The organism is Lelliottia sp. GFLA7 (assembly GCF_056490165.1).
In genome coordinates this window covers 757,706-780,167 of sequence record NZ_JBWLAQ010000001.1, presented here as the reverse complement: position 1 = coordinate 780,167, position 22,462 = coordinate 757,706, and the positions used below count along the sequence as shown (strand labels likewise).

General features: G+C 55.6%; 22 protein-coding genes and 1 pseudogene. 14 read left to right on the top strand and 9 right to left on the bottom strand.

From position 1 onward, the window contains the following. Nucleotides 1-171: 171 nt before the first annotated feature. The 7 genes from speFL to kdpF form a co-directional block, all read right to left on the bottom strand. A complete protein-coding gene (speFL, locus tag AC07RN_RS03810; protein ID WP_106875989.1) occupies nt 172-276 on the bottom strand; it encodes a leader peptide SpeFL in 105 nt (34 codons plus the stop codon). Nucleotides 277-553: 277 nt separating this feature from the next. Then, nucleotides 554-1,231, bottom strand: a complete 678-nt coding sequence (kdpE, locus tag AC07RN_RS03805) for a two-component system response regulator KdpE (RefSeq protein WP_012016606.1) — start codon at nt 1,229-1,231, stop codon at nt 554-556. Then, nucleotides 1,228-3,915, bottom strand: coding sequence for a two-component system sensor histidine kinase KdpD (kdpD, locus tag AC07RN_RS03800; RefSeq protein WP_478335608.1), 2,688 nt, complete (start codon nt 3,913-3,915; stop codon nt 1,228-1,230). Before kdpD ends, kdpE begins: the two co-directional genes overlap by 4 nt. Continuing rightward, complete coding sequence (gene kdpC, locus AC07RN_RS03795) at nt 3,916-4,491, bottom strand: potassium-transporting ATPase subunit KdpC (RefSeq protein WP_478335607.1); 576 nt, start codon at nt 4,489-4,491, stop codon at nt 3,916-3,918. A 12-nt stretch (nt 4,492-4,503) separates the two neighbouring features. Continuing rightward, a complete protein-coding gene (gene kdpB, locus AC07RN_RS03790) occupies nt 4,504-6,552 on the bottom strand; it encodes a potassium-transporting ATPase subunit KdpB (RefSeq protein ID WP_478335606.1) in 2,049 nt (682 codons plus the stop codon). A gap of 19 nt (nt 6,553-6,571) precedes the next feature. Beyond that, nucleotides 6,572-8,251, bottom strand: coding sequence for a potassium-transporting ATPase subunit KdpA (gene kdpA / locus AC07RN_RS03785; protein ID WP_478335605.1), 1,680 nt, complete (start codon nt 8,249-8,251; stop codon nt 6,572-6,574). After that, nucleotides 8,251-8,340 (bottom strand): K(+)-transporting ATPase subunit F, encoded by a 90-nt coding sequence (kdpF, locus tag AC07RN_RS03780; protein ID WP_071818723.1) that lies wholly within the window; start codon nt 8,338-8,340, stop codon nt 8,251-8,253. The genes kdpA and kdpF overlap by 1 nt, the downstream gene beginning before the upstream one ends. 308 nt (nt 8,341-8,648) lie before the next feature. On the opposite strand from kdpF, the gene AC07RN_RS03775 reads away from it, so the two are divergent. The 10 genes from AC07RN_RS03775 to nei all read left to right on the top strand — a co-directional run bounded on the left by AC07RN_RS03775 (nt 8,649) and on the right by nei (nt 16,824). Further along, on the top strand, nt 8,649-8,855 hold the full coding sequence (locus AC07RN_RS03775; protein ID WP_012016611.1) for a YbfA family protein: 207 nt from the start codon (nt 8,649-8,651) through the stop codon (nt 8,853-8,855). A gap of 258 nt (nt 8,856-9,113) precedes the next feature. After that, nucleotides 9,114-10,526, top strand: a complete 1,413-nt coding sequence (phrB, locus tag AC07RN_RS03770; protein ID WP_478335604.1) for a deoxyribodipyrimidine photo-lyase — start codon at nt 9,114-9,116, stop codon at nt 10,524-10,526. A gap of 10 nt (nt 10,527-10,536) precedes the next feature. Beyond that, nucleotides 10,537-11,280: a type 2 GTP cyclohydrolase I gene (locus AC07RN_RS03765; RefSeq protein ID WP_041689344.1), complete on the top strand. Its 744-nt coding sequence runs from the start codon at nt 10,537-10,539 to the stop codon at nt 11,278-11,280. 14 nt (nt 11,281-11,294) lie between these two features. Next, complete coding sequence (gene pxpB, locus AC07RN_RS03760) at nt 11,295-11,951, top strand: 5-oxoprolinase subunit PxpB (RefSeq protein WP_478335603.1); 657 nt, start codon at nt 11,295-11,297, stop codon at nt 11,949-11,951. Continuing rightward, nucleotides 11,945-12,877 (top strand): 5-oxoprolinase subunit PxpC, encoded by a 933-nt coding sequence (gene pxpC / locus AC07RN_RS03755; RefSeq protein ID WP_478335602.1) that lies wholly within the window; start codon nt 11,945-11,947, stop codon nt 12,875-12,877. The genes pxpB and pxpC overlap by 7 nt, the downstream gene beginning before the upstream one ends. Then, entirely contained in the window at nt 12,867-13,601 is a 735-nt protein-coding gene (gene pxpA, locus AC07RN_RS03750; protein WP_478335799.1) for a 5-oxoprolinase subunit PxpA, read from the top strand. Before pxpC ends, pxpA begins: the two co-directional genes overlap by 11 nt. Nucleotides 13,602-13,641: 40 nt before the next feature. Continuing rightward, on the top strand, nt 13,642-14,361 hold the full coding sequence (locus AC07RN_RS03745) for a DUF969 domain-containing protein (protein ID WP_235135110.1): 720 nt from the start codon (nt 13,642-13,644) through the stop codon (nt 14,359-14,361). Then, entirely contained in the window at nt 14,358-15,353 is a 996-nt protein-coding gene (locus AC07RN_RS03740; protein WP_012016618.1) for a DUF979 domain-containing protein, read from the top strand. Before AC07RN_RS03745 ends, AC07RN_RS03740 begins: the two co-directional genes overlap by 4 nt. Nucleotides 15,354-15,362: 9 nt before the next feature. Next, on the top strand, nt 15,363-16,007 hold the full coding sequence (gene pcp, locus AC07RN_RS03735; RefSeq protein ID WP_478335601.1) for a pyroglutamyl-peptidase I: 645 nt from the start codon (nt 15,363-15,365) through the stop codon (nt 16,005-16,007). A 25-nt stretch (nt 16,008-16,032) separates the two neighbouring features. Then, nucleotides 16,033-16,824, top strand: a complete 792-nt coding sequence (gene nei, locus AC07RN_RS03730) for an endonuclease VIII (protein ID WP_478335600.1) — start codon at nt 16,033-16,035, stop codon at nt 16,822-16,824. Between the two features lie 114 nt (nt 16,825-16,938). Here nei and AC07RN_RS03725 read toward each other — a convergent pair whose 3' ends face one another. Together AC07RN_RS03725 and AC07RN_RS03720 are read right to left on the bottom strand one after the other, a co-directional pair. Next, nucleotides 16,939-18,222, bottom strand: coding sequence for a citrate synthase (locus AC07RN_RS03725; RefSeq protein WP_012016621.1), 1,284 nt, complete (start codon nt 18,220-18,222; stop codon nt 16,939-16,941). A gap of 322 nt (nt 18,223-18,544) precedes the next feature. Next, nucleotides 18,545-18,607: pseudogene (locus tag AC07RN_RS03720) on the bottom strand (hypothetical protein); the annotation flags it as partial. 491 nt (nt 18,608-19,098) lie between these two features. On the opposite strand from AC07RN_RS03720, the gene sdhC reads away from it, so the two are divergent. The 4 genes from sdhC to AC07RN_RS03700 are packed head-to-tail and all read left to right on the top strand — an operon-like array spanning nt 19,099 to nt 22,342. Next, nucleotides 19,099-19,503 (top strand): succinate dehydrogenase cytochrome b556 subunit, encoded by a 405-nt coding sequence (gene sdhC / locus AC07RN_RS03715; protein ID WP_041689345.1) that lies wholly within the window; start codon nt 19,099-19,101, stop codon nt 19,501-19,503. After that, on the top strand, nt 19,497-19,844 hold the full coding sequence (gene sdhD, locus AC07RN_RS03710) for a succinate dehydrogenase membrane anchor subunit (RefSeq protein ID WP_012016623.1): 348 nt from the start codon (nt 19,497-19,499) through the stop codon (nt 19,842-19,844). Before sdhC ends, sdhD begins: the two co-directional genes overlap by 7 nt. After that, nucleotides 19,844-21,610, top strand: coding sequence for a succinate dehydrogenase flavoprotein subunit (sdhA, locus tag AC07RN_RS03705; protein ID WP_012016624.1), 1,767 nt, complete (start codon nt 19,844-19,846; stop codon nt 21,608-21,610). The genes sdhD and sdhA overlap by 1 nt, the downstream gene beginning before the upstream one ends. A 15-nt stretch (nt 21,611-21,625) precedes the next feature. Next, nucleotides 21,626-22,342 carry a succinate dehydrogenase iron-sulfur subunit gene (locus tag AC07RN_RS03700; RefSeq protein ID WP_012016625.1) on the top strand — a complete coding sequence of 239 codons (717 nt, stop codon included), beginning with the start codon at nt 21,626-21,628 and terminating at the stop codon, nt 22,340-22,342. Nucleotides 22,343-22,462: the final 120 nt, after the last annotated feature.

The window sequence follows — 22,462 nt, the reverse complement described above, 5'->3', positions numbered from 1 at the left end:
CCCGCTGATAAAATAATCAGTAAATTTGCTTTTTTTGATGAGTTAAACCCTAATCGTCCGGTGACGAAGATCTCAGGATTTAAAAGAATGAGCGTGCGCGTTCACAGGCATATGCCTGTAAAACAAAGGGTTCAGGATGACCTGTGTACGGACACGCCAGCAGAAGGGTCTCTACCGGGCGTTGAAGAAATGAAAATCAAAGCTGTTGCGGTGGGCGAACATCATAATATGCGTTGTCCGCCTGATGTGAGGCATTAAACGATTATTGTTTTCCATGCTTATTTTCCTTTCAGTAATTGAAAGCACGGTCATTTTATCCAGGAAAAGGCTGCAAACCGTGAGGATGATCACCCTTAAAAGATCAAATCAGAAATAAATATTCGTTTTGAGTGAATAGTGCAGATCAAAATTCTGTGTTGTAGTGATGGTGTTAACACCATGTTTAATGGATGTGTTGTTTTATCCTAAATAAATCATCTATAAACTTTTCGTTATTATGGGAATATAAAAAGAGAGATTTTAAGTTGGCGATTTAAATAAAGTGAATATTTATTCAAAGCATAAATCGATAACCGATACCGGTTTCAGTTAATAAATGGCGGGGGCGCGCAGGGTCAACTTCGAGTTTCTGACGAAGGTGGCCCATATATATGCGTAAATAATGACTATGCTCGACGGCGTTCGGGCCCCAGACCTGATTCAGGAGCTGGCGTTGCGTCAGCACCTTGCCGTGATTGTTCAGGAGAATGGCCAGCAGGCGAAATTCAATCGGGGTGAGGTGAATCTCTTGCGCACCGCGAAGAATGCGCCGCGCGGCGAGATCAACCTGAATATCCGAGAAGGTAAACACCGGTTCAGCGGGCGTCGTGGCGCTGTGGCGACGTAATGCGACGCGCAGCCGCGCCTGCAGTTCGCCGATGCCAAACGGTTTGCTGAGATAATCATCGGCACCGGCATCCAGCGCGGCAATTTTATCCATCTCTTCCGCGCGGGCAGAAAGCACAATAATCGGCATCTGACTCCACTGGCGAACCTCGCGGATAAAATCGATACCGTCGCCATCAGGCAAACCTAAATCGAGGATCACCAGATCGGGTTTGCGCGTCGCGGCTTCAATCAGGCCACGCTGTAACGTTCCGGCGTCAAACACGCGCAATCCGTCTCCTTCCAGCGCGGCGCGCAGGAATCGGCTAATAGCATGTTCGTCTTCGACAATCAGAACGTTAATCACAAATCCTCTGGTAATTCATCCAGTTCCGGCGGGGTGTCCAGCGGAAGTGTAACACAAAAACAAGCCCCGCCTTCCGGACGGTTATGCGCGGCGATCGTCCCACAGTGAACCTCGACAATGGCCTGGCAGATCGCCAGCCCAAGCCCGACGCCCGGAATGGCAGACTCTTTATTCCCTCGGGCAAACTTCTCAAAAATAGCGGCTTCCTGCCCAACCGGAATGCCGGGGCCATCGTCCCAAATCTCAAGCCGTAATGCCTGATTTGCCACGTCTGCATTCAGCCCGATCTCTGCTTTGGAACCGGCATATTTCGCCGCGTTTTCCAGCAGATTAATCAGCACACGCTCAAACAGCGGCCCGTCGACGTGAATCAGCGCCAGCGGTTCCGGCATGTTCAGAGAAATGTGGCGTCCACCAAGGCCAGGTTCCAGCATTTTCAGGGCGCTGCCAACCACCTCTTCCAGCGTCAGCCACTCTTTTTTGAGGTTAAATCCGCCGGACTGAATGCGCGCCATATCCAGCAGATTATTCACCAGCCGCGTAGTGTTGAGCACGTGCTGGCGGATCTCACTAGCCTGCGGTGCGTGCGGGGAATTTTCAGCCGCCAGATCGAGCGTTAAAATTTCCGCCTGGCCAAACAGAACGGTCAGCGGCGTGCGCAGATCGTGAGAGAGCGCCGCCAGCAGGGAGTTGCGGATGCTTTCGCGCTCGCTCGCCATTCGCGCCTGTTCTTCGCTGGCTGTCAGCGCCAGGCGTTCAAGGGCGCTGGCGACGAGCAGCGTGAAGGTTTCCAGAAGACGCTGCTGTTCCGGGATCATCAGCTGTCGCAGATGGGTCGGTTCAACGATAACCAGCCCCAGATTCTTGCCGGCGCTGCGCAGTGGCAAAATCAAATAGGGCACACCGGGTAAGGTGTCCGTGCCCGCGCCTGCGGGTAAACCTTTATCAAAACTCCAGCGGGCAATCGCGTCATCCCACGGCGTCATGCCGCTTGCCGAGGTCAACGGGCGCAGTTTCCCGTGCTCATCGGGCAGCAAAATCAGGCTGTTGGCGTGGAACGTTGAGCGAATAAACTGCTCGCTGGTCTGCACGATATCGTGCGACGTGCGGCCCACCGCCAGCGATTTCGACATCTCATAAAGATGACGCGTGCGCTGCTCACGATAGCGGGCGATTCGTGCCTGATAACGCACGCCCGCGGTGAGATTCCCGACGATCAGCCCGACGGTGAGCATCACCGCGAACGTCAGAATATACTGCACGTCCGACACCGCCAGCGTTCCGCGTGGGGCAATAAAAAACAGATCAAAGCTGGCAACGTTTATCACCGTGGCGAGCACTGACGGCCAGCGTCCGTAAAGCAGAGCGACAATCACCACGCCGAGCAGATAAATCATCACCAGATTGGCCGCGTCAAACGCGACAAGCCACTGGCTGGCCACGAACGTGATCAGCGCACACAGGACCGTCGCGACCAGACAGCCACGAAGCTGAATGCGCCATTTCTCACCGAAAGGGCGCACATCTGTTGTCCGGTTTGGCAGGGGAGAGGGTTTGTCGTCAAGGGCGACTATCACTAAATCCAGGTCGGGCGCGCGTTTTGCCAGTTTGTCGGCGAACGACTCGCGGCTAAACCAGCGGCGGTGATGGCGACGGCCAATCACAATTTTACCCAGGTTGTGTTCGCGGGCGTAGCGGAGAATGGCTTTGTCTTCAGCGGGATCGGACAGGGTGGCGGTTTCTGCGCCCAACTCTTGCGCCAGACGTAAGGCGCTCAAAATCGCGCGACGTTGATGTTCAGGCAGCGCATGCAGATGCGGCGTTTCGACATAAACCGCATGCCAGACGCTGCCGAATTTTGCCGCCAGCCGTGCGGCGGTGCGCACCAGCTTTTCGTTGCCGCTCCCATGGCCGATGCACAGTAAAATCGCGTCGCGGGTGTGCCAGACGCGATCCTGTCCCTGTCGGTCACGCCAGGCACGCATCTGATCGTCCACCCGATCGGCGGTACGTCTGAGCGCCAGTTCGCGCAGGGCGATCAGATTCCCTTTGCGGAAGAAATGTTCGATGGCCCGTTCGGCCTGCCCGGTAATATAGACTTTGCCCTCGTGCAGGCGCTGGCGCAGATCGTCAGGCGGCAGATCGACCAACACCACTTCATCGGCGGAATCAAAAAAGGGATCGGGTACGGTTTCGCGCACCTGAATACCGGTGACGCCGCTAACCACATCGTTCAGGCTTTCCAGATGCTGCACGTTAACGGTGGTAAAGACGTCGATACCTGCTTCCAGCAACTCCTCGACATCCTGCCAGCGCTTTGGATGACGTGAGCCTGGCGCATTGCTGTGCGCCAGTTCATCCATCAGGATCAGCGCCGGACGGCGGGCGAGGGCGGCGTCGAGATCAAATTCCGTCACCAGACGACCGCGATGGCTGGTTCGCCGGGCGGGCTGCGTGGCTAAGCCTTCCAGTAGCGCTGCCGTTTCTTTGCGTCCGTGCGTTTCCACCACGCCGATCACAATATCTAAACCCTGCGCCCGTAACCGCTGCGCTTCCGCCAGCATGGCGTAAGTTTTCCCGACGCCCGCGCAGGCACCAAAAAACACCTTAAGCTTGCCGCGATGAGGGGCGGCTGTCTGTTCAAGCAGTCGGTCAGGATCCGGGCGCACAGGCTCGTCGGTCATTTAGTTTTTCCTCTGCGCGTCCAGCGCCAGATTCAGCTCAACAATATTTACTACCGGCATACCGATAAAATTGACCAGCGGTTTTTGCGTATGTTCCTCTACCACCTTGCGCACCTGTTCGGTGGTCAACTGGCGGGCAGCCGCCACGCGCGGGATCTGCCATGCGACCGATTCGGGCGTCAGGCTGTAATCCAGCCCGCTGGCTGAGGCCGTAACCAGCTCAACCGGCACATCACGGCTGGCCTGCGGATTGGCAGCGCGCAGTGCAGAAACGCGTTCGCCGATCGCGTTATCCAGCTCGGGATTGCTCCCTGCCAGATTACTCCCGCCAGACGCCATCGGATTATACGGGCTTTCCGCAGTGGCGGAAGGACGTCCCTGAAAGTAGCCCGCGTCAGTAAAATTTTGCCCAATCAGGCGCGAGCCGCGATTTTCACCGTTCTGAATGATCAGCGAACCGTTGGCCTGATCGGTAAACCACCACTGGCCAAGCGCCGTCGTGAGCAGCGGATAAAGCCCGCCAGTCACCAGCGTTAACAGAATAAACAGCAGTATAGCGGGGCGTAACATAGTCATTTGATTTACCTTTTAAACCAGCCCGAACACGGTCAGCAGCATGTCGATAATCTTGATCCCGATAAACGGCACCACCAGCCCGCCCAGACCATAAATCCACAGGTTGCGGCGCAGCATAGCGGCCGCCGTCAGCGGTTTATAGCTCACGCCTTTGAGCGCCAGCGGGATCAGGAAGACAATAATCAGCGCGTTAAAAATCACGGCGCTAAGAATGGCCGACGCCGGAGAGTGCAGGTGCATGACGTTCAGGGCGTTGAGCTGCGGATAGGTCGCCGCAAACGCCGCCGGGATAATGGCGAAATACTTCGCCACGTCATTGGCGATACTGAACGTGGTCAGCGACCCGCGCGTCATCAGCATCTGTTTGCCGATGTGCACCACTTCAATTAGCTTGGTGGGGTTAGAGTCGAGATCGACCATATTGCCCGCTTCTTTCGCCGCCTGGGTGCCCGAGTTCATCGCTACCGCCACGTCCGCCTGCGCCAGGGCGGGGGCGTCGTTGGTCCCGTCGCCCGTCATCGCTACCAGACGTCCTTCGGCCTGGTACTGACGAATCAGCGCCAGTTTGGCTTCCGGCGTGGCTTCAGACAGGAAATCGTCCACGCCCGCTTCGGCGGCGATTGCGGCGGCGGTCAAACGGTTATCCCCGGTGATCATCACCGTTTTAATCCCCATTTTACGCAGCTGGGCAAAGCGCTCTTTAATGCCGCCTTTCACGATATCTTTCAGGGCTATGACACCAAGCACGGTTGCGCCTTCGGCGACCACCAGCGGCGTTGCACCCTGACGCGCCACGTTCTCCACCAGACGATCGACTTCAGGCGGGAAGTGGCCGTTGTTGGCTTCAATGTGGCGACGAATGGCATCAACAGAGCCTTTGCGGATCATGCGATCCTGGATGTTAATCCCGCTCATGCGCGTTTGCGCGGTGAACGGTACAAAGGTGGCCTGCAGACTTTGAACATCCCGTTGGCGCAGGTTAAAGCGCTGCTTCGCGAGGATCACGATGCTGCGGCCTTCCGGCGTTTCATCGGCCAGCGATGAGAGCTGCGCGGCGTCGGCCAGCGTTTTTTCATCCACGCCGGGCGCGGGCAAAAATTCGGATGCCTGGCGGTTGCCGAGGGTAATGGTCCCGGTTTTATCCAGCAGCAACACATCCACGTCGCCCGCCGCTTCTACGGCACGGCCGCTGGTGGCGATGACGTTTGCGCCGAGCATCCGGCTCATCCCCGCCACGCCAATCGCCGACAGCAATCCGCCGATGGTCGTTGGGATCAGGCAGACCAGCAGTGCCACCAATACCGTAACGCTGACCGCCGTGCCGCCGTAGGCGGAGAACGGCCACAGGGTGGCGGTTGCCAGCAGGAAAACAATCGTCAGAGCCACCAGTAAAATGGTCAGCGCAATTTCGTTTGGCGTTTTGCGACGTTGTGCCCCTTCAACCATCGCGATCATGCGGTCGAGGAAGGTTTCGCCTGGGTTGACGCTGCACTGGACAACCAGCCAGTCGGAGAGAATCCGCGTCCCGCCGGTGACGGAGGCGAAATCACCGCCAGACTCACGGATCACCGGTGCAGATTCCCCGGTGATCGCGCTCTCATCGACCGATGCGCCGCCTTCGATGACTTCCCCGTCGCACGGGATAATATCGCCCGCTTCGACCAGCACGACGTCGCCTTTGCGCAGCTCGTCAGCCGGGACGTGGTCCATCTGCGCGCCATATTTTGGCTCGCGCAGTTTGCGGGCAAATGCCGTCTTATTGATGCCTTTCAGGCTGTTGGCCTGTGCCTTACTGCGGCCTTCCGCCAGCGCTTCGGCTACGTTGGCGAAAAGCACCGTAAACCACAGCCAGACGCTAATCGCGCCGGTAAAGCCCGCATCGCCCGACAGATGCCCGGTTGCCATCGCCACTGCCAGCGCGGTGGTGACCACGCTGCCAATCCAGACAATAAACATCACCGGGTTGTGCCATTGCACACGCGGGCTGAGTTTTTTGACCGCATCCATCAACGCCTGGCGAACCAGCGCGGGTTCTAAAAGGGCCAGTTGTTTACGACTCATGACTTATGTCTCCGCTCAATTAGCGTAAAGAAAGATGTTCCGCGACCGGGCCTAACGCGAGGGCGGGGATAAAGGTCAATGCCCCCACCAGCAGCACGGTGCCAATCAGCAGGCCGACAAACAGCGCCCCGTGGGTTGGCAGCGTTCCGCTGGAGGTGGGCTGAATGTTTTTGCTGACCAGCGATCCGGCGATAGCCATCACCGGGACGATCACCCCAAAGCGACCGACGAACATGCAGAACGCCAGCAGGCAGTTCCAGAACGGAGAGTTAGCGCTTAATCCGGCGAAGGCGCTGCCGTTGTTGTTGGCGGCAGATGAGACGGCGTACAGCACTTCGCTAAAGCCGTGAATGCCAGGGTTGAAAATGCCACTGCGTCCGGCGTCGGTCATCAGCGCCAGCGCCGTGCCCATCAGCACCAGCGCAGGGGTTACCAGGATCGCCAGCGCGGTCAGCTTCATCTCCCGCACGTCGATTTTTTTGCCCAGATATTCTGGCGTGCGGCCAATCATCAGCCCGGCGATAAACACCGCCAGCAGGACAAACAGCAGCATGCCGTACAAACCGGATCCCACCCCGCCAAACACCACTTCACCGATCTGCATCAGCCACAGCGGGATCATGCCGCCGAGCGCGGTGAAGGAGTCATGCATCGCATTCACCGCGCCGCAGGAGGCCGCCGTGGTGACCACCGCGTACAGACTGCTGGCGAGAATGCCGAAACGGCTCTCTTTGCCTTCCATATTGATGTTGCTGTCGACACCGAGCTGCATAAAGTGCGCGTTGCCATGCCATTCAGCCCACATCACCAGCGCGGCGCAGACCACAAAAATCAGCGACATCGCCCAGAGCAACGTGCGCCCCTGGCGGCGGTCGTTCACCACATCGCCAAAGGCGAAGCAGAGCGCGGCGGGGATCAGGAAGATCGCCAGCATTTGCACAAAGTTAGTCAGCGCGGTGGGGTTTTCGAACGGGTGCGAGGAGTTGGCATTAAAAAAACCGCCGCCGTTCGTGCCGAGCATTTTGATGGCTTCCTGCGAGGCCACCGGCCCCATCGGCAGCATCTGTTTTACCCCCTCAAGCGAGGTGTAAGACGCATACGGCAGCAGGTTTTGCAGCGTACCTTGCTGAATAAAGAACAGGGCGATAACCAATGAAATGGGCAGAAGGACCCACAGTATAATTCGCGTGAGATCGACCCAGGCGTTGCCGAGTGTGTTCACTTTTTGTCGGGCAAAAGCGCGCGTCAGGGCAAAAATCACCGCGATGCCGCTGGCTGCCGACAGGAAGTTTTGTACGGTTAACCCCACCATCTGGCTGAAATAGCTGAGCGTGGTTTCACCTGCATACGATTGCCAGTTGGTATTGCTGACGAAACTGACGGCGGTATTCAGCGCCAGATGCCAGCTTAACCCCGGCAACTGCTGTGGGTTGAGCGGCAAAATGCCCTGCAACATCAGCATCGCGAAGAGGACAAACAGGCCGAACACATTCAGCAGCAGAATAGCGAGCAGATATTGCCGCCAGTTCATCTCCTGATTTTGGATGCCGAGTACGCGCCACACTCCGTTTTCCACACCGCCAACCAGGGGCAGCGGGACGCCGTTAATCATCCGCGCTAGCACGTTTCCCAGCGGTCGTGCCAGCAGAAATAGCAGCAATAAAAAACTGGCGATAAGTAAAAATCCTTGAGCGGCCATCAGAATGCCTCCGCATTAAACAAGGCGTAGACCAGATACCCTAATAACAGGAAAACCAACACGATGCCGGCAATCAGACCTGCACTCACAATTCACCTCCGGGTGACATTTGTCTTTGTGCAAAAGGTAGGATTTACGGCGCAAAGATTTTGCAAAAATCGGCGGGGGAGGTGTAAAAAAAGTATAAAAACGCTAAAACCATGATTTAACTATTGGTAAGTATTTTGTTAACTTTTTCGTAACTTAATTACAGGCGAAGTGTAAATATTCATTAAATGAATGCAAATAAGTGGTCGGATGAGTAGTAAAATTACAAACAAAACGGTACTATTTTAGCCAGATAACCACTTTTGAATTTTCCGGATAACGTTTCCGGCCAACTATAGGGGAGAAAATAATGGACCTTTACAAAGAGTATCCAGCACATGTTGTCTTTTTACGTCGCACCTTCGCTGTAGTGGCGGGTGTTCTGGCGTTACCGGTGATGCTTTTCTGGAAAGACCGTGCCCGTTTTTACAGCTATCTGCACCGCGTCTGGGCGAAAACCAGCGAGAAACCGGTCTGGATGGATCAGGCCGAAAAAGCGACCTGCGACTTCTATTAATACAAAGATGACACACAGCAATGTCAGAGCCGCCACAGAGATGTGGCGGTTTTTTTATGCCCGCGCTAAAGGTTTATCCCTTCAGATTGTCAGGAATCTTCCGCCGTTAACCTGCATTAACGGTGTTGTACTGCTTGCTCCAGTAACATAACTTAAACATTATAGCGTCAGGTATTCCGACGCTGTTTCGGACGACGCGATGTTAGCGTGCGACCGGAAACGCTACGCTTAGGTTATGGACAATTATTCAGGAGTGTTATGACCACGCATCTGGTCTGGTTTCGCGCGGATCTGCGCCTTCATGACAATATCGCCCTCGCGGCTGCCTGCCGAAGTCAACACGCGCGGGTACTGGCCGTGTTTATCGCCACGCCCGATCAATGGCGACAGCATGACATGGCCCCGCGACAGACGGCATATCTGCGCGCGCATCTTAACGGTTTGCAGCAGGGGCTGGCGGAGAGAGGCATTCCGCTCATCTATGATGAGGTGAGTGATTTTGCGGCGCAAAGCGCAAAAGTGCAGCAGCTTTGCCAGCAGCACGACGTCACCCATCTTTTCTACAACTATCAATACGAATTCAACGAACAGCAGCGCGACCGACAGCTCGAAAAAATGCTCGACGGCGTGGTCTGTCAGGGCTTTGACGACAGCGTGATGTTGCCGCCAGGTAGCGTTATGACCGGGAATCACGAGATGTACAAAGTGTTTACCCCGTTCAAAAATGCGTACGTCAAGCGCCTGAAAGAGGGGCTGCCGGAATGCGTGGCCGCGCCCGCTGTCAGAGAACAAAAGCTGCCGCCGCCCGCTGAAATCGAATTCAACTACCCACAGCAGGATTTTGATGCTGAGCTGTTTCCTGCCAGCGAGAAAGCCGCCATCGCGCAGCTGCGCCATTTCTGTCAAAACGGCGCGGGTGAGTACGAAGCGCGACGCGATTTCCCCTCTATCGACGGCACCAGCCGGTTATCGGCCTGTTTAGCGTTGGGCGTGCTCTCGCCACGTCAGTGTTTGCACCGTCTGCTGGCGGAGCAGCCCAGAGCGCTGGACGGCGGTGAGGGCGCGGTGTGGCTGAACGAACTTATCTGGCGAGAATTCTATCGCCATCTGATGACCTATCATCCTGATTTATGTAAACATCGGCCCTTCATTCGCTGGACTGACAACGTGCAGTGGCAGCACGACGATGTGCTGTTGCAGGCCTGGCAGGACGGGAAAACGGGTTATCCGATTGTCGATGCGGCAATGCGCCAACTCAACGAAACGGGATGGATGCACAATCGTCTGCGGATGATTGTGGCGAGTTTTCTGGTGAAAGACTTGCTTATCGACTGGCGTGCCGGAGAGCGATATTTTATGGCACAGCTGATTGATGGCGATTTGGCCGCCAACAATGGCGGCTGGCAGTGGGCGGCCTCAACCGGAACGGACGCCGCGCCTTATTTTCGTATTTTTAATCCGACCACTCAGGGGCAGCGGTTTGACGCCACGGGCGAGTTTATCCGTAAGTGGCTGCCATCACTTCGTGATGTGCCGATTAAATCCCTTCATGAACCTTGGGTGTGGGCCGATAAAACGGGCGTGACGCTCGATTATCCGCGTCCGATTGTCGACCATAAACAGGCGCGCGTCGCCACACTGGCGGCCTATGAAGCCGCCCGCAAAGTGTAAGAGAGTCATGATGAAAAACACCGAACTTGAACAACTGATCAACGAAAAACTGAACAGCGCCAGCTTTAGCGACTATGGTCCGAACGGCCTGCAGGTGGAAGGGCGCGACACGGTGCAAAAGATTGTCACGGGCGTCACGGCAAGCCAGGCGCTGCTGGATGAAGCCGTGCGTCTGCAAGCCGATGCGGTGATCGTGCATCACGGTTATTTCTGGAAAAACGAAGCGCCCGTGATTCGGGGCATGAAGCGCAATCGCCTGAAAACGCTGCTGGCAAACGACATCAACCTGTATGGCTGGCATTTGCCGCTGGATGCGCACCCGGAGCTGGGTAATAACGTGCAGCTGGCCGCGCTGCTCGGCATCACCGTGATGGGCGAAATTGAAGAGCTGCTCCCGTGGGGCGAGCTGTCAATGCCGGTCCCTGGCCTGGAGCTGGCCTCCTGGATCGAGGCGCGTCTGGGGCGTCGTCCGCTGTGGAGCGGTGATACTGGCCCGGATCGGGTCAAACGCGTCGCCTGGTGTACGGGCGGCGGCCAGGGCTTTATCGATAACGCCGCGCGCTTTGGCGTTGATGCGTTTATTACCGGCGAAGTGTCTGAACAGACGATCCATTCCGCCCGTGAACAGGGCCTGCATTTCTATGCCGCGGGGCATCACGCCACTGAACGCGGCGGCATTCGCGCCCTGAGCGAGTGGTTGACGGAAAATACCGATCTGGACGTGACCTTTATTGATATTCCTAATCCTGCCTGATGAGAGGTACGTAAGTGCAGCGAGCGCGTTGTTATTTATTAGGCGAAACCGCCGTGGTGCTGGAGCTTGAGCCTCCGGTCACGCTGGCGACGCAAAAAAGGATCTGGCGCTTAACGCAGCGGCTAGCGGAGATCCCCGAAGTGGTGGAAGCCATTCCGGGGATGAATAACATTACGGTCGTATTACGCAATCCGCAGTCTCTGGCGCTGGATGCAATCGAACGGTTGCAACTCTGGTGGGAAGAGAGCGAGGCGCTGGAGCCGGAGTCACGCTTTATCGAAATCCCGGTGGTATACGGCGGGGCGGTTGGCCCGGATCTGGGCGAGGTGGCGCGACATGCCGGACTGTCTGAAAAACAGGTGGTCGAGCTGCACAGCGCGAATGATTACGTGGTGTGGTTCCTGGGCTTCCAGCCGGGATTCCCCTATCTGGGCGGGTTGCCGGAACAGTTGGCCACGCCGCGTCGCGCTGAGCCGCGCCTGCAAGTCCCGGCCGGTTCGGTCGGCATCGGCGGAGCACAGACCGGGATTTACCCGCTGGCCTCGCCGGGCGGCTGGCAGCTGATTGGCCATACCAGCCTGCCGCTATTTGATTCCAGACGCGATGAGCCGGTGCTGTTGCGACCGGGAGATACCGTGCGGTTTGTGCCGCAGAAGGAGGGGGTATGTTGAAGGTTATTCGTGCGGGGCTGTACACCTCGGTGCAAGACGAGGGCCGTATCGGCCTGCGTCAGTCGGGGATCAGCTATTGCGGCGCGCTGGATAAACCGGCGTTGCAGATTGCGAATCTGCTGGTGGGCAACGATCCGAATACGGCGGCGCTGGAAATAACACTGGGTCAATGCAGCGTCGAGTTTGAGCGCGACAGCTGGTTCGCCCTGACTGGCGCAGGTTGCGACGCGACGCTTGATGGCGCAGCGGTCTGGACCGGCTGGCGCTTGAAGGCCAAAGCCGGGCAGCGCCTGACGCTGAATCGCCCGTTGCACGGGATGCGCAGCTATTTGGCTGTCGATGGCGGCATTGACGTACCGGAAATGATGAATTCATGCAGCACCGATCTCAAAACGGGAATCGGCGGGTTTGAAGGCCGTTTGCTGAAAGATGGCGACAGAGTGCCGCTTCGTCCAGGTTTGCGGGAATTTGCTGAAACCCAGGGGGTTAAGCAACTGCTGTGGACCAACCGTATTCGCGCGCTGCCGGGGCCGGAATACCATGAGTTTGACCAGCCTTCGCAGGATGCTTTCTGGCGTCTGCCGTGGAAGCTCAGCCCGCAAAGTAACCGCATGGGGTACCGTTTACAGGGCCAGCAGCTGGCGCGCACTACCGATCGCGAAATGCTGTCACATGGTCTGCTGCCGGGCGTGATTCAGGTGCCGCACAACGGCCAACCGATTGTCCTGATGAATGATGCTCAAACCACGGGGGGATATCCGCGTATCGCCTGCATCATCGAGGCGGATATGTACCATCTGGCGCAAATTCCGCTGGGTCAGCCGATTCACTTTGTGCAATGCACGCTGGAAGAGGCGCTTGAAGCGCGACGCGTACAAAAGCAACATATCGAACAACTGGCATGGAGGTTGAATGATCGTCGTTGATTTGAATGCGGATTTAGGGGAAGGCTGCGCGAGCGATGCTGAATTATTGACGCTTGTTTCTTCCGCCAATATTGCCTGCGGCTTTCACGCCGGAGACGCGCAAACCATGCAGACGTGCGTTCGCGAGGCGTTAAAAAATGGTGTGGCACCAGGCGCGCACCCAAGCTTTCCCGATCGGGAAAACTTTGGTCGCACGGCGATGAACCTGCCGCCGGAAACGGTGTACGCGCAAATGCTGTATCAAATTGGTGCGCTAGAGGCTATCGCGCGCGCCGAAGGAGGGCAACTTCGTCACGTTAAGCCGCACGGGATGCTCTATAACCAGGCGGCAAAAGATGCCACGCTGGCGGATGCTATCGCGCGTGCGGTTCATGCCGTTAGCCCGACGTTGATTCTGGTGGGACTGGCTGGCAGCGAACTGATTCGCGCCGGGGAACGCTATGGTTTGGTGACGCGTGAGGAGGTGTTTGCCGATCGCGGTTATCAGGCGGATGGAAGCCTCGTGCCGCGCACTGCGCCGGGCGCGCTGATTGAGGATGAAGAACAGGCGCTGGCCCAAACCCTGGAAATGGTGCAACAGGGTCGGGTGAAAAGTATCACCGGGGAATGGGCCAGCGTGCAGGCGCAGACCGTCTGTCTGCATGGCGATGGCGAACACGCCCTGGCGTTTGCCCGTCGCCTGCGCAAAGAATTTGATGCTAAAAATATAAAAATCAGTGCATAACGCACAAACGCAAACACAACTTAACAACAGGAAAGAGAACATGGCAGAGACGCTATCGCTCTGGCCACTCATCGGTATTGCGGTGATTGTGGTCGGGTTTTTATTACGTTTTAATCCGGTGCTGGTGGTGATTGTCGCCGGTATCGTGACCGGCCTGGCGGCGCATATGCCGGTCGCCACTATCCTCGAAAAACTCGGCGAGGGGTTCCTGAACACCCGTAATCTGCCGTATATCCTGCTGATTCCTCTTGCGGTGATCGGTCTGCTGGAGCGCCATGGGTTGAAAGAGCGCGCGCAGGCGTGGATTGCCAAAATTCACAGCGCCACCGCGGGCCGCTTGCTGATTGTCTATCTGTTCGTGCGCGAAGCGTCAGCCGCGATGGGACTGACCAGCCTCGGCGGTCATCCGCAGATGGTGCGCCCGCTGCTGGCTCCGATGGCGGAAGGTGCGGCAGAGAAAAAATACGGCGAACTGCCGGGCGCGGTGCGTTACCGTCTGCGCGCCATGTCGGCGGCGACCGATAACGTCGGGTTGTTCTTCGGCGAAGACATTTTTGTCGCCTTTGGCGCGATCATCTTTATGCATAACTTTATGCTCGAGTCTGGCGGTATTCAGACCGAGCCGCTGCACATTGCCTTGTGGGGCATCCCGACGGCGATCTGTGCCTTTATCATTCACGCCACTCGCCTGTGGCGGCTGGATAAGCATCTTGAACGTGAGCTGGCGAAAACCACGCCGACGCAGGGAGATGCCTCATGAATTTCCAGCAAAGTTATTTGTACTGGCTGGCGGGGCTGATCCTGCTGATCGTCGCGGTGATGTCATTTCGCGATAAAGCTAACCCGCGCCGCGTGACGACCGGAATGTTCTGGGGTATTTACGGCCTGATGTTCCTGTTGGGTGACTGGACGTATCAGCTGGTGGGCGATAAGCGTACCGTGCATATTGCGGTGGGCGTTGCGGTGGTGGGGCTGGCGCTGATTGCCGGTTTCGGCGGCGTGCGTCTGGGCAGCTATCATCAACGCAAGCAGGAAGAACGTGAAGCCAGCGCAACGCGTCTGGGTAACCGACTGTTCTTTCCGGCGCTCGCCATTCCCGTGGTGACCGTTGTCGGCGTGCTGATGTTCAACAATATTCCTGGAATGCAGGAGACGCTGTTTGGGCCAGGCAACCATTCGACGCTGGTGACGCTGTTTTCCATGACCGTAGGCTCGCTGATTGGTCTGGCGATGGCGGTAAAAATGACGCACGAAAAAGTGCATCAACCGCTACAGGAAGCGCGTCGTCTGCTGGACTCCATCGGCTGGGCGTTTATCCTGCCGCAAATTTTGGCGACGCTGGGGCTGTTGTTTACCGCCGCAGGCGTGGGCGATGGAATTTCCTGGCTCACGAAAACCTATCTCGCGGTAGATAGCCGCTTTATCGCCGTGGCGGTCTATGCGATTGGGATGGCTGTGCTGACGATGGTGATGGGCAATGCGTTTGCCGCGTTCCCGATTGTGACGGCGGGGATCGGTATTCCGATTCTGGTGCTGCAACACGGCGGTAATCCGGCCGTGATGGCGGCGATTGGGATGTTCTCCGGCTATTGCGGAACGCTGATGACGCCGATGGCGGCGAACTTCAATATTGTGCCCGCTGCGTTGCTGGAATTGCCGGATAAAAATGCGGTGATCAAGGCGCAGATACCGACCGGCGTGCTGTTGCTGATCGTCAACGTGTTCCTGATGTACTTCCTGATGTTCTTATAAGGAGGCGCGATGCGTCATATTTTAGTGACCGGTTTTGAGCCTTTTGGCGGTGAGACCCTGAACCCTTCCTGGGAAGTGGTGAAACAGCTCGAGGGGATGACCATTGATGACTGTCGCGTAGTGACGCGGCAGTTGCCTTGCGTGTTTGGCGAGTCACTAACGGTGCTCAATTCTGCTATCGACGAACTGAATCCTATCGTGGTGATTGCCGTTGGGCAGGCGGGCGGTCGTGTGGATATTACCGTCGAGCGTGTCGGCATTAACGTCGATGATGCACGAATTCCTGATAATCGTGGGCAGCAACCGATTGATGTTGCCATTGTGCCGAACGGGCCTGCGGCATGGTTTAGCTCGCTGCCCATCAAAGCAATGGTGGCGGCGATGCGCAAAAAAGGCATTCCCGCTTCAGTGTCGCAGACGGCGGGGACATTCGTCTGTAATCACGTGATGTACGGTTTGCTGCATAAAATCCGTGAACGCACCAACGTGAAGGGCGGGTTTATTCATATTCCGTACTTACCTGAACAGGCCGCGGCGCATGCTGGCGCACCGAGTATGGCGGCGCAGACGGTGAAAGCGGCGCTGGAAATCGCCTTGACCGTGGCGCTACGCCAGGCATCTGACATCAATGCCGTGGGCGGTGCAACGCACTAACGATGCACTAAAAAAGGATGTAAACATGCCAGAAGGACCGGAGATCCGCCGTGCGGCGGATAGCCTGGAGGCGGCGATAAAGGGCAAACCCCTCACCAATGCGTGGTTTGCTTTTCCTCAGTTAAAATCTTTCGAGTCGTCGTTAATTGGGCAAAAAGTCACGCAGATTGAAACGCGTGGCAAAGCGTTGCTGACACATTTTTCCCATAACCTGACGTTATATAGCCACAATCAACTTTATGGGGTCTGGCGGGTGGTTGATGCAGGTGAGCACCCACAAACCTCAAGGATATTGCGCGTCAGGCTGCAAACAGCGGATAAAGCGATTTTGCTCTACAGCGCATCTGACATAGAGATGTTAACGCCGGAGCAACTGCTCACTCACCCCTTCCTGCAACGCGTCAGGCCGGATGTGCTGGATATGCGGTTGACGGCAGAAAAGGTGAAAGCGCGGTTGTTGTCGCCGAAATTCCGCAATCGACAGTTTTCAGGATTGCTGCTGGATCAGGCCTTTCTTGCCGGATTGGGCAATTATTTGCGTGTCGAAATTCTCTGGGAAGTGGGGCTGGCGGCGCAGCGTAAGGCTTCGCAGCTCAGCGAGGAACAACTTGATGCGCTTTCACATGCCCTGCTGGAAATTCCGCGTCTGTCGTACAACACGCGTGGCGTGGTGGATGACAATAAGCATCACGGTGCGTTGTTTCGCTTTAAGGTGTTTCATCGAGAGGGTAAAGCCTGCGAGCGGTGCGGCGGGGTGATTGAGCGCAGCACGCTTTCTTCACGACCGTTTTACGGGTGTCCGGTGTGTCAAAAGTAAAACGATAACCTAAGGGTTACCGTTTTTGATGTTTTCACCTTATCCCGGTGAGAGAGCATCAGACCGTACAAATAAAAAACGCGCCAGCCGGCGCGTTTTAACAGACAAATCGAATTATTGCTTGATGTCTGATTTGAAATCACGCTGCTCGTAGCCGGTGTACAGCTGACGAGGACGGGCGATTTTCATGCCGTCGGTGTGCATTTCGTTCCAGTGTGCAATCCAGCCCACGGTACGCGCCATGGCAAAGATTACGGTGAACATGGTAGACGGAATGCCCATCGCTTTCAGAATAATGCCAGAGTAGAAATCGACGTTCGGGTACAGTTTTTTCTCGATGAAGTACGGGTCGTTCAGCGCGATGTGTTCCAGTTCCATCGCCACTTCCAGCAGATCATCTTTCGTACCCAGCTCTTTCAGCACTTCGTGGCAAGTTTCACGCATGACGGTTGCGCGCGGGTCGTAGTTTTTGTAAACACGGTGACCGAAGCCCATCAGACGGAAGGAGTCATTTTTGTCTTTCGCACGACGCACGAATTCAGGAATGTGCTCAACAGAGCTGATCTCTTCCAGCATCTTCAGTGCGGCTTCGTTCGCGCCACCGTGCGCCGGTCCCCACAGGGAGGCGATACCGGCAGCGATACAGGCGAACGGGTTCGCGCCTGAAGAGCCTGCGGTACGGACGGTGGAGGTCGATGCGTTTTGTTCGTGGTCGGCGTGCAGGATTAAAATACGGTCCATCGCGCGCTCAAGCACCGGATTAACCTCGTAAGGCTCGCACGGCGTGGAGAACATCATGTTCAGGAAGTTGCCTGAATAGGAGAGATCGTTGCGCGGATAAACGAATGGCTGACCGATAGAATATTTGTAACACATCGCCGCCATGGTTGGCATTTTGGACAGCAGGCGGAACGCTGCGATGTCACGATGGCGTTGGTTATTGACGTCCAGCGAGTCATGGTAGAACGCCGCCAGCGCACCGGTAATACCGCACATCACAGCCATCGGGTGAGAGTCACGACGGAAGGCGTGGAACAGACGGGTAATCTGCTCGTGAATCATGGTGTGGCGGGTGACGGTCGTCTGGAATTCATCGAACTGTGCCTGCGTCGGTTTTTCGCCGTTCAGCAGGATGTAGCACACTTCCAGATAGTTGGATTGAGTGGCTAATTGATCGATGGGGAAACCGCGGTGGAGCAGGATACCTTCGTCACCGTCGATGAAGGTGATTTTGGATTCGCAAGATGCGGTAGAAGTGAAACCAGGATCAAAGGTAAACACCCCTTTTGAGCCCAAAGTACGAATATCAATAACATCCTGACCGAGCGTGCCTTTTAGCACATCCAGTTCAATAGCAGTGTCACCATTTAGGGTGAGCGTTGCCTTTGTATCAGCCATTTACGGTCTCCTTAGCGCCTTATTGCTTAAGACTGCCAAAACACTTCGTTTTCACGCTATCTCTGCGTTGGCAACGCCACGAAACCGGGTCACACCGCGATGGATGATGCCTCGGATTCACCGACTTGCCGCCTTGATCTAGCGCGAATGACGCTGTGTTGGGATTTGCATTCAGCTGTTAATCACCGTTACCAGTTTGTTATTTGGCTTGCCGCTCAGCTCGCGAGGAGAAACCAGGGTACAGAGCTATGGCGCCTTGCAGGTAAACGAATGAAAAATCAGAGAAACAACAGCAAATCAGTGTCTTCGCAGTCCGAATTATTCAAACCTGTATACCACTAATAACTGTCCTGATAACTTCGGTCAATACCATCACACTGTTACATAACTAAATCTCAGGTGAAAGAGAGACCTCATAACTTTTGCGCATTATATGCCTTTTCCGCTGACGTTTGTAACAATATTGTTTAATCTTTGTCAAATCTGATGATTAAAATTTAAAATAATGTTGTTATCGTGACTGTGATCACTGTTCCGCATAAAACCCGACAAACTGTATGTAGGTTAATTGTAATGGTTTTGTGAACGACCTATACTGCCGCCAGGTCTCCGGAACACCCTGCAATCCCGAGCCACCCAGCGTTGTAACGTGTCGTTTTAGCATTTGGAAGCAATGTTTTGCATGACGCGCAGTTATAGAAAAGGACGCTGTCTGACCCGCATCGCAGCCGGAGTAAGGAAATCCCATAGTCTTTCACGCTACAGGTGCGTTGGCTGCGCCCGCTCACCCCGGTTACATAGTTCACTATGATCTCGGGTCTCCCGGACTTGCCGCCTTCCTGTTACGCGAAATCCAAAGGGAATAATAAGAACAGCATGTGGGCGTTATTCATGATAAGAAATGTGAAAAAACAAAGACCTGTCAATCTGGATCTGAAAACGATCCGGTTCCCTGTAACGGCAATAGCGTCCATTCTCCACCGTGCATCCGGTGTGATTACGTTTGTGGCGGTCGGCATTTTGCTGTGGTTACTGGGAACGAGCCTCTCTTCTCCTGAAGGATTCCTCCAGGCTTCGGCCATCATGAGCAGCTTCTTCGTGAAATTTATCATGTGGGGCATTTTGACCGCGCTGGCATTCCACGTGGTTGTGGGTGTTCGCCATATGCTGATGGACTTTGGTTATCTGGAAGAAACATTCGAAGCAGGGAAACGCTCTGCCTATATTTCGTTTGCCATTACTGTCGTGTTTTCAATTCTCGCAGGAGTCCTCGTATGGTAAGCAACGCCTCCGCATTAGGACGCAACGGCGTACATGACTTTATTCTGGTCCGCGCTACCGCCATCGTCCTCACGCTTTACATCATCTATATGATCGGTTTCTTTGCGACCAGCGGCGAGCTGACGTGGGAAATCTGGAGCGGGTTCTTCGGATCTGCCTTCACCAAAGTGTTCACCCTGCTGGCGCTGTTCTCAATCCTTATTCATGCCTGGATTGGCATGTGGCAGGTGTTGACCGATTACGTTAAACCGTTGGCGATTCGCCTGCCTCTGCAACTGGCTATCGTTGTTGCTCTGGTGGTTTACGTTATTTATGGATTTGTTGTGGTGTGGGGTGTGTGATGAAACTGCCAGTCAGAGAATTTGATGCTGTTGTGATTGGTGCGGGTGGCGCAGGTATGCGCGCAGCACTGCAAATTTCCCAGAGCGGCCAGACCTGTGCGCTGCTCTCAAAAGTTTTCCCAACCCGCTCGCATACGGTTTCTGCCCAGGGTGGCATCACCGTTGCGCTCGGTAATACCCATGAAGATAACTGGGAATGGCACATGTATGACACGGTGAAAGGCTCCGATTATATCGGTGACCAGGACGCCATTGAATATATGTGCAAGACCGGCCCTGAAGCGATTCTCGAGCTTGACCACATGGGCCTGCCATTCTCCCGTCTGGATGATGGCACCATTTATCAGCGTCCGTTTGGCGGCCAGTCGAAGAACTTCGGCGGCGAGCAGGCGGCACGAACTGCCGCAGCGGCTGACCGTACCGGTCACGCTTTGCTGCACACGCTCTATCAGCAGAACCTGAAAAACCACACCACGATTTTCTCTGAGTGGTATGCACTCGATCTGGTGAAAAATGAAGATGGCGCAGTGGTCGGGTGTACCGCGTTGTGTATCGAAACCGGTGAAGTGGTTTACTTCAAAGCGCGCGCAACGGTGCTGGCCACCGGCGGCGCAGGCCGTATTTATCAGTCCACCACGAACGCGCACATCAACACCGGTGACGGCGTTGGTATGGCGATCCGCGCCGGTGTTCCGGTGCAGGATATGGAAATGTGGCAGTTCCACCCGACCGGTATCGCCGGTGCGGGTGTATTGGTCACAGAAGGCTGTCGTGGTGAAGGCGGATATCTGCTGAACAAACACGGCGAGCGCTTCATGGAGCGTTACGCGCCAAATGCTAAAGATCTGGCGGGTCGCGACGTGGTGGCGCGTTCCATCATGATCGAAATCCGTGAAGGTCGCGGCTGCGACGGCCCATGGGGTCCGCATGCCAAACTGAAACTCGATCATCTGGGTAAAGAGGTTCTGGAATCCCGTCTGCCGGGCATCCTGGAATTGTCCCGTACCTTTGCTCACGTCGACCCGATCAAAGAGCCTATCCCGGTTATCCCAACCTGCCACTACATGATGGGCGGTATTCCGACCAAAGTGACTGGTCAGGCGTTGACCGTGAATGAGCAGGGCGAAGACGTGGTGATTCCAGGCCTGTTCGCAGTCGGCGAAATCGCCTGCGTATCGGTACATGGCGCTAACCGCCTGGGCGGTAACTCTCTGCTCGACCTGGTGGTGTTCGGTCGTGCGGTGGGGATACATCTGCAAGAGTCGATTGCCGAGCAGGGTGAACTGCGTGATGCGACTGAGGCGAATATTGACGCTTCTCTTGAGCGCCTGAACCGCTGGAACGGTAATCGTGACGGTGAAGATCCGGTCGAAATCCGCAAAGCGCTGCAGGAATGTATGCAGCACAACTTCTCGGTCTTCCGTGAAGGTGACGCGATGGCGAAAGGGCTTGAGCAGTTGAAAGCCATCCGCGAGCGTCTGAAAAATGCGCGTCTGGACGATACCTCCAGCGAGTTCAACACCCAGCGCGTTGAGTGTCTGGAGTTGGATAACCTGATGGAAACCGCCTACGCGACGGCTGTATCCGCAAACTTCCGTACTGAAAGTCGTGGCGCGCATAGCCGCTTTGACTATCCGGATCGTGATGATGCTAACTGGCTGTGCCATTCCCTGTATCTGCCAGAGTCGGAATCCATGACACGACGTGAAGTCAATATGGAACCGAAACTGCGTCCGGCGTTCCCGCCGAAGATTCGTACCTATTAATGCGGAGACAGGACAATGAAACTCGAATTCTCAGTTTATCGTTATAACCCGGATGTTGATGACGCTCCGCATATGCAGGATTACGTCCTGGAGGCGGAAGAAGGTCGCGACATGATGCTGCTTGACGCATTAATGCTGCTGAAAGAAAAGGATCCGACACTGTCGTTTCGTCGTTCCTGCCGTGAAGGGGTGTGTGGCTCCGACGGTCTAAACATGAACGGCAAAAACGGTCTGGCCTGTATCACCCCGATTTCAGCGTTGCAGCGTGCGGGACAGAAAATTGTTATCCGTCCTTTGCCTGGTCTGCCGGTCGTGCGCGATTTGGTGGTGGACATGGGACAATTCTATGCACAATATGAGAAGATTAAGCCTTACTTGTTGAATAATGGGCAAAATCCACCGGCTCGCGAGCATTTACAGTCTCCAGAGCAGCGTGAAAAACTCGATGGCCTGTATGAGTGTATTCTTTGTGCGTGTTGTTCGACGTCTTGTCCGTCATTCTGGTGGAATCCGGACAAGTTTATCGGCCCTGCGGGTCTGCTCGCTGCGTATCGTTTCCTGATTGATAGCCGCGATACCGAAACCGATAGTCGTCTGGAAGGGTTGAGTGATGCTTTCAGCGTATTCCGCTGCCATAGCATTATGAACTGCGTCAGTGTATGTCCTAAAGGACTGAACCCGACGCGCGCCATCGGCCACATTAAGTCGATGCTGTTGCAACGCAGTGCATAAGTAAGAAGAGGGGAGCGTTTTCCCCTCGCCTGACCCTCTCCCAACAGGAGAGGGGACGGAAAAGCAGGAAATCTTTAAAAACCGCCACATGGCAGTTCCAGTCATCGAGTCGTTCTGAGC

Bases quoted from the DNA above. Each gene is read 5' to 3' on its own strand.
- speFL (WP_106875989.1), bottom strand. From the start codon at position 276: ATGGAAAACAATAATCGTTTAATGCCTCACATCAGGCGGACAACGCAT.
- kdpD (WP_478335608.1), bottom strand. From the start codon at position 3,915: ATGACCGACGAGCCTGTGCGCCCGGATCCTGACCGACTGCTTGAACAG.
- kdpC (WP_478335607.1), bottom strand. From the start codon at position 4,491: ATGACTATGTTACGCCCCGCTATACTGCTGTTTATTCTGTTAACGCTG.
- kdpB (WP_478335606.1), bottom strand. From the start codon at position 6,552: ATGAGTCGTAAACAACTGGCCCTTTTAGAACCCGCGCTGGTTCGCCAG.
- kdpA (WP_478335605.1), bottom strand. From the start codon at position 8,251: ATGGCCGCTCAAGGATTTTTACTTATCGCCAGTTTTTTATTGCTGCTA.
- AC07RN_RS03775 (WP_012016611.1), top strand. From the start codon at position 8,649: ATGGACCTTTACAAAGAGTATCCAGCACATGTTGTCTTTTTACGTCGC.
- phrB (WP_478335604.1), top strand. From the start codon at position 9,114: ATGACCACGCATCTGGTCTGGTTTCGCGCGGATCTGCGCCTTCATGAC.
- AC07RN_RS03765 (WP_041689344.1), top strand. From the start codon at position 10,537: ATGAAAAACACCGAACTTGAACAACTGATCAACGAAAAACTGAACAGC.
- pxpC (WP_478335602.1), top strand. From the start codon at position 11,945: ATGTTGAAGGTTATTCGTGCGGGGCTGTACACCTCGGTGCAAGACGAG.
- AC07RN_RS03745 (WP_235135110.1), top strand. From the start codon at position 13,642: ATGGCAGAGACGCTATCGCTCTGGCCACTCATCGGTATTGCGGTGATT.
- AC07RN_RS03740 (WP_012016618.1), top strand. From the start codon at position 14,358: ATGAATTTCCAGCAAAGTTATTTGTACTGGCTGGCGGGGCTGATCCTG.
- pcp (WP_478335601.1), top strand. From the start codon at position 15,363: ATGCGTCATATTTTAGTGACCGGTTTTGAGCCTTTTGGCGGTGAGACC.
- nei (WP_478335600.1), top strand. From the start codon at position 16,033: ATGCCAGAAGGACCGGAGATCCGCCGTGCGGCGGATAGCCTGGAGGCG.
- AC07RN_RS03725 (WP_012016621.1), bottom strand. From the start codon at position 18,222: ATGGCTGATACAAAGGCAACGCTCACCCTAAATGGTGACACTGCTATT.
- sdhC (WP_041689345.1), top strand. From the start codon at position 19,099: ATGTGGGCGTTATTCATGATAAGAAATGTGAAAAAACAAAGACCTGTC.
- sdhD (WP_012016623.1), top strand. From the start codon at position 19,497: ATGGTAAGCAACGCCTCCGCATTAGGACGCAACGGCGTACATGACTTT.
- sdhA (WP_012016624.1), top strand. From the start codon at position 19,844: ATGAAACTGCCAGTCAGAGAATTTGATGCTGTTGTGATTGGTGCGGGT.
- AC07RN_RS03700 (WP_012016625.1), top strand. From the start codon at position 21,626: ATGAAACTCGAATTCTCAGTTTATCGTTATAACCCGGATGTTGATGAC.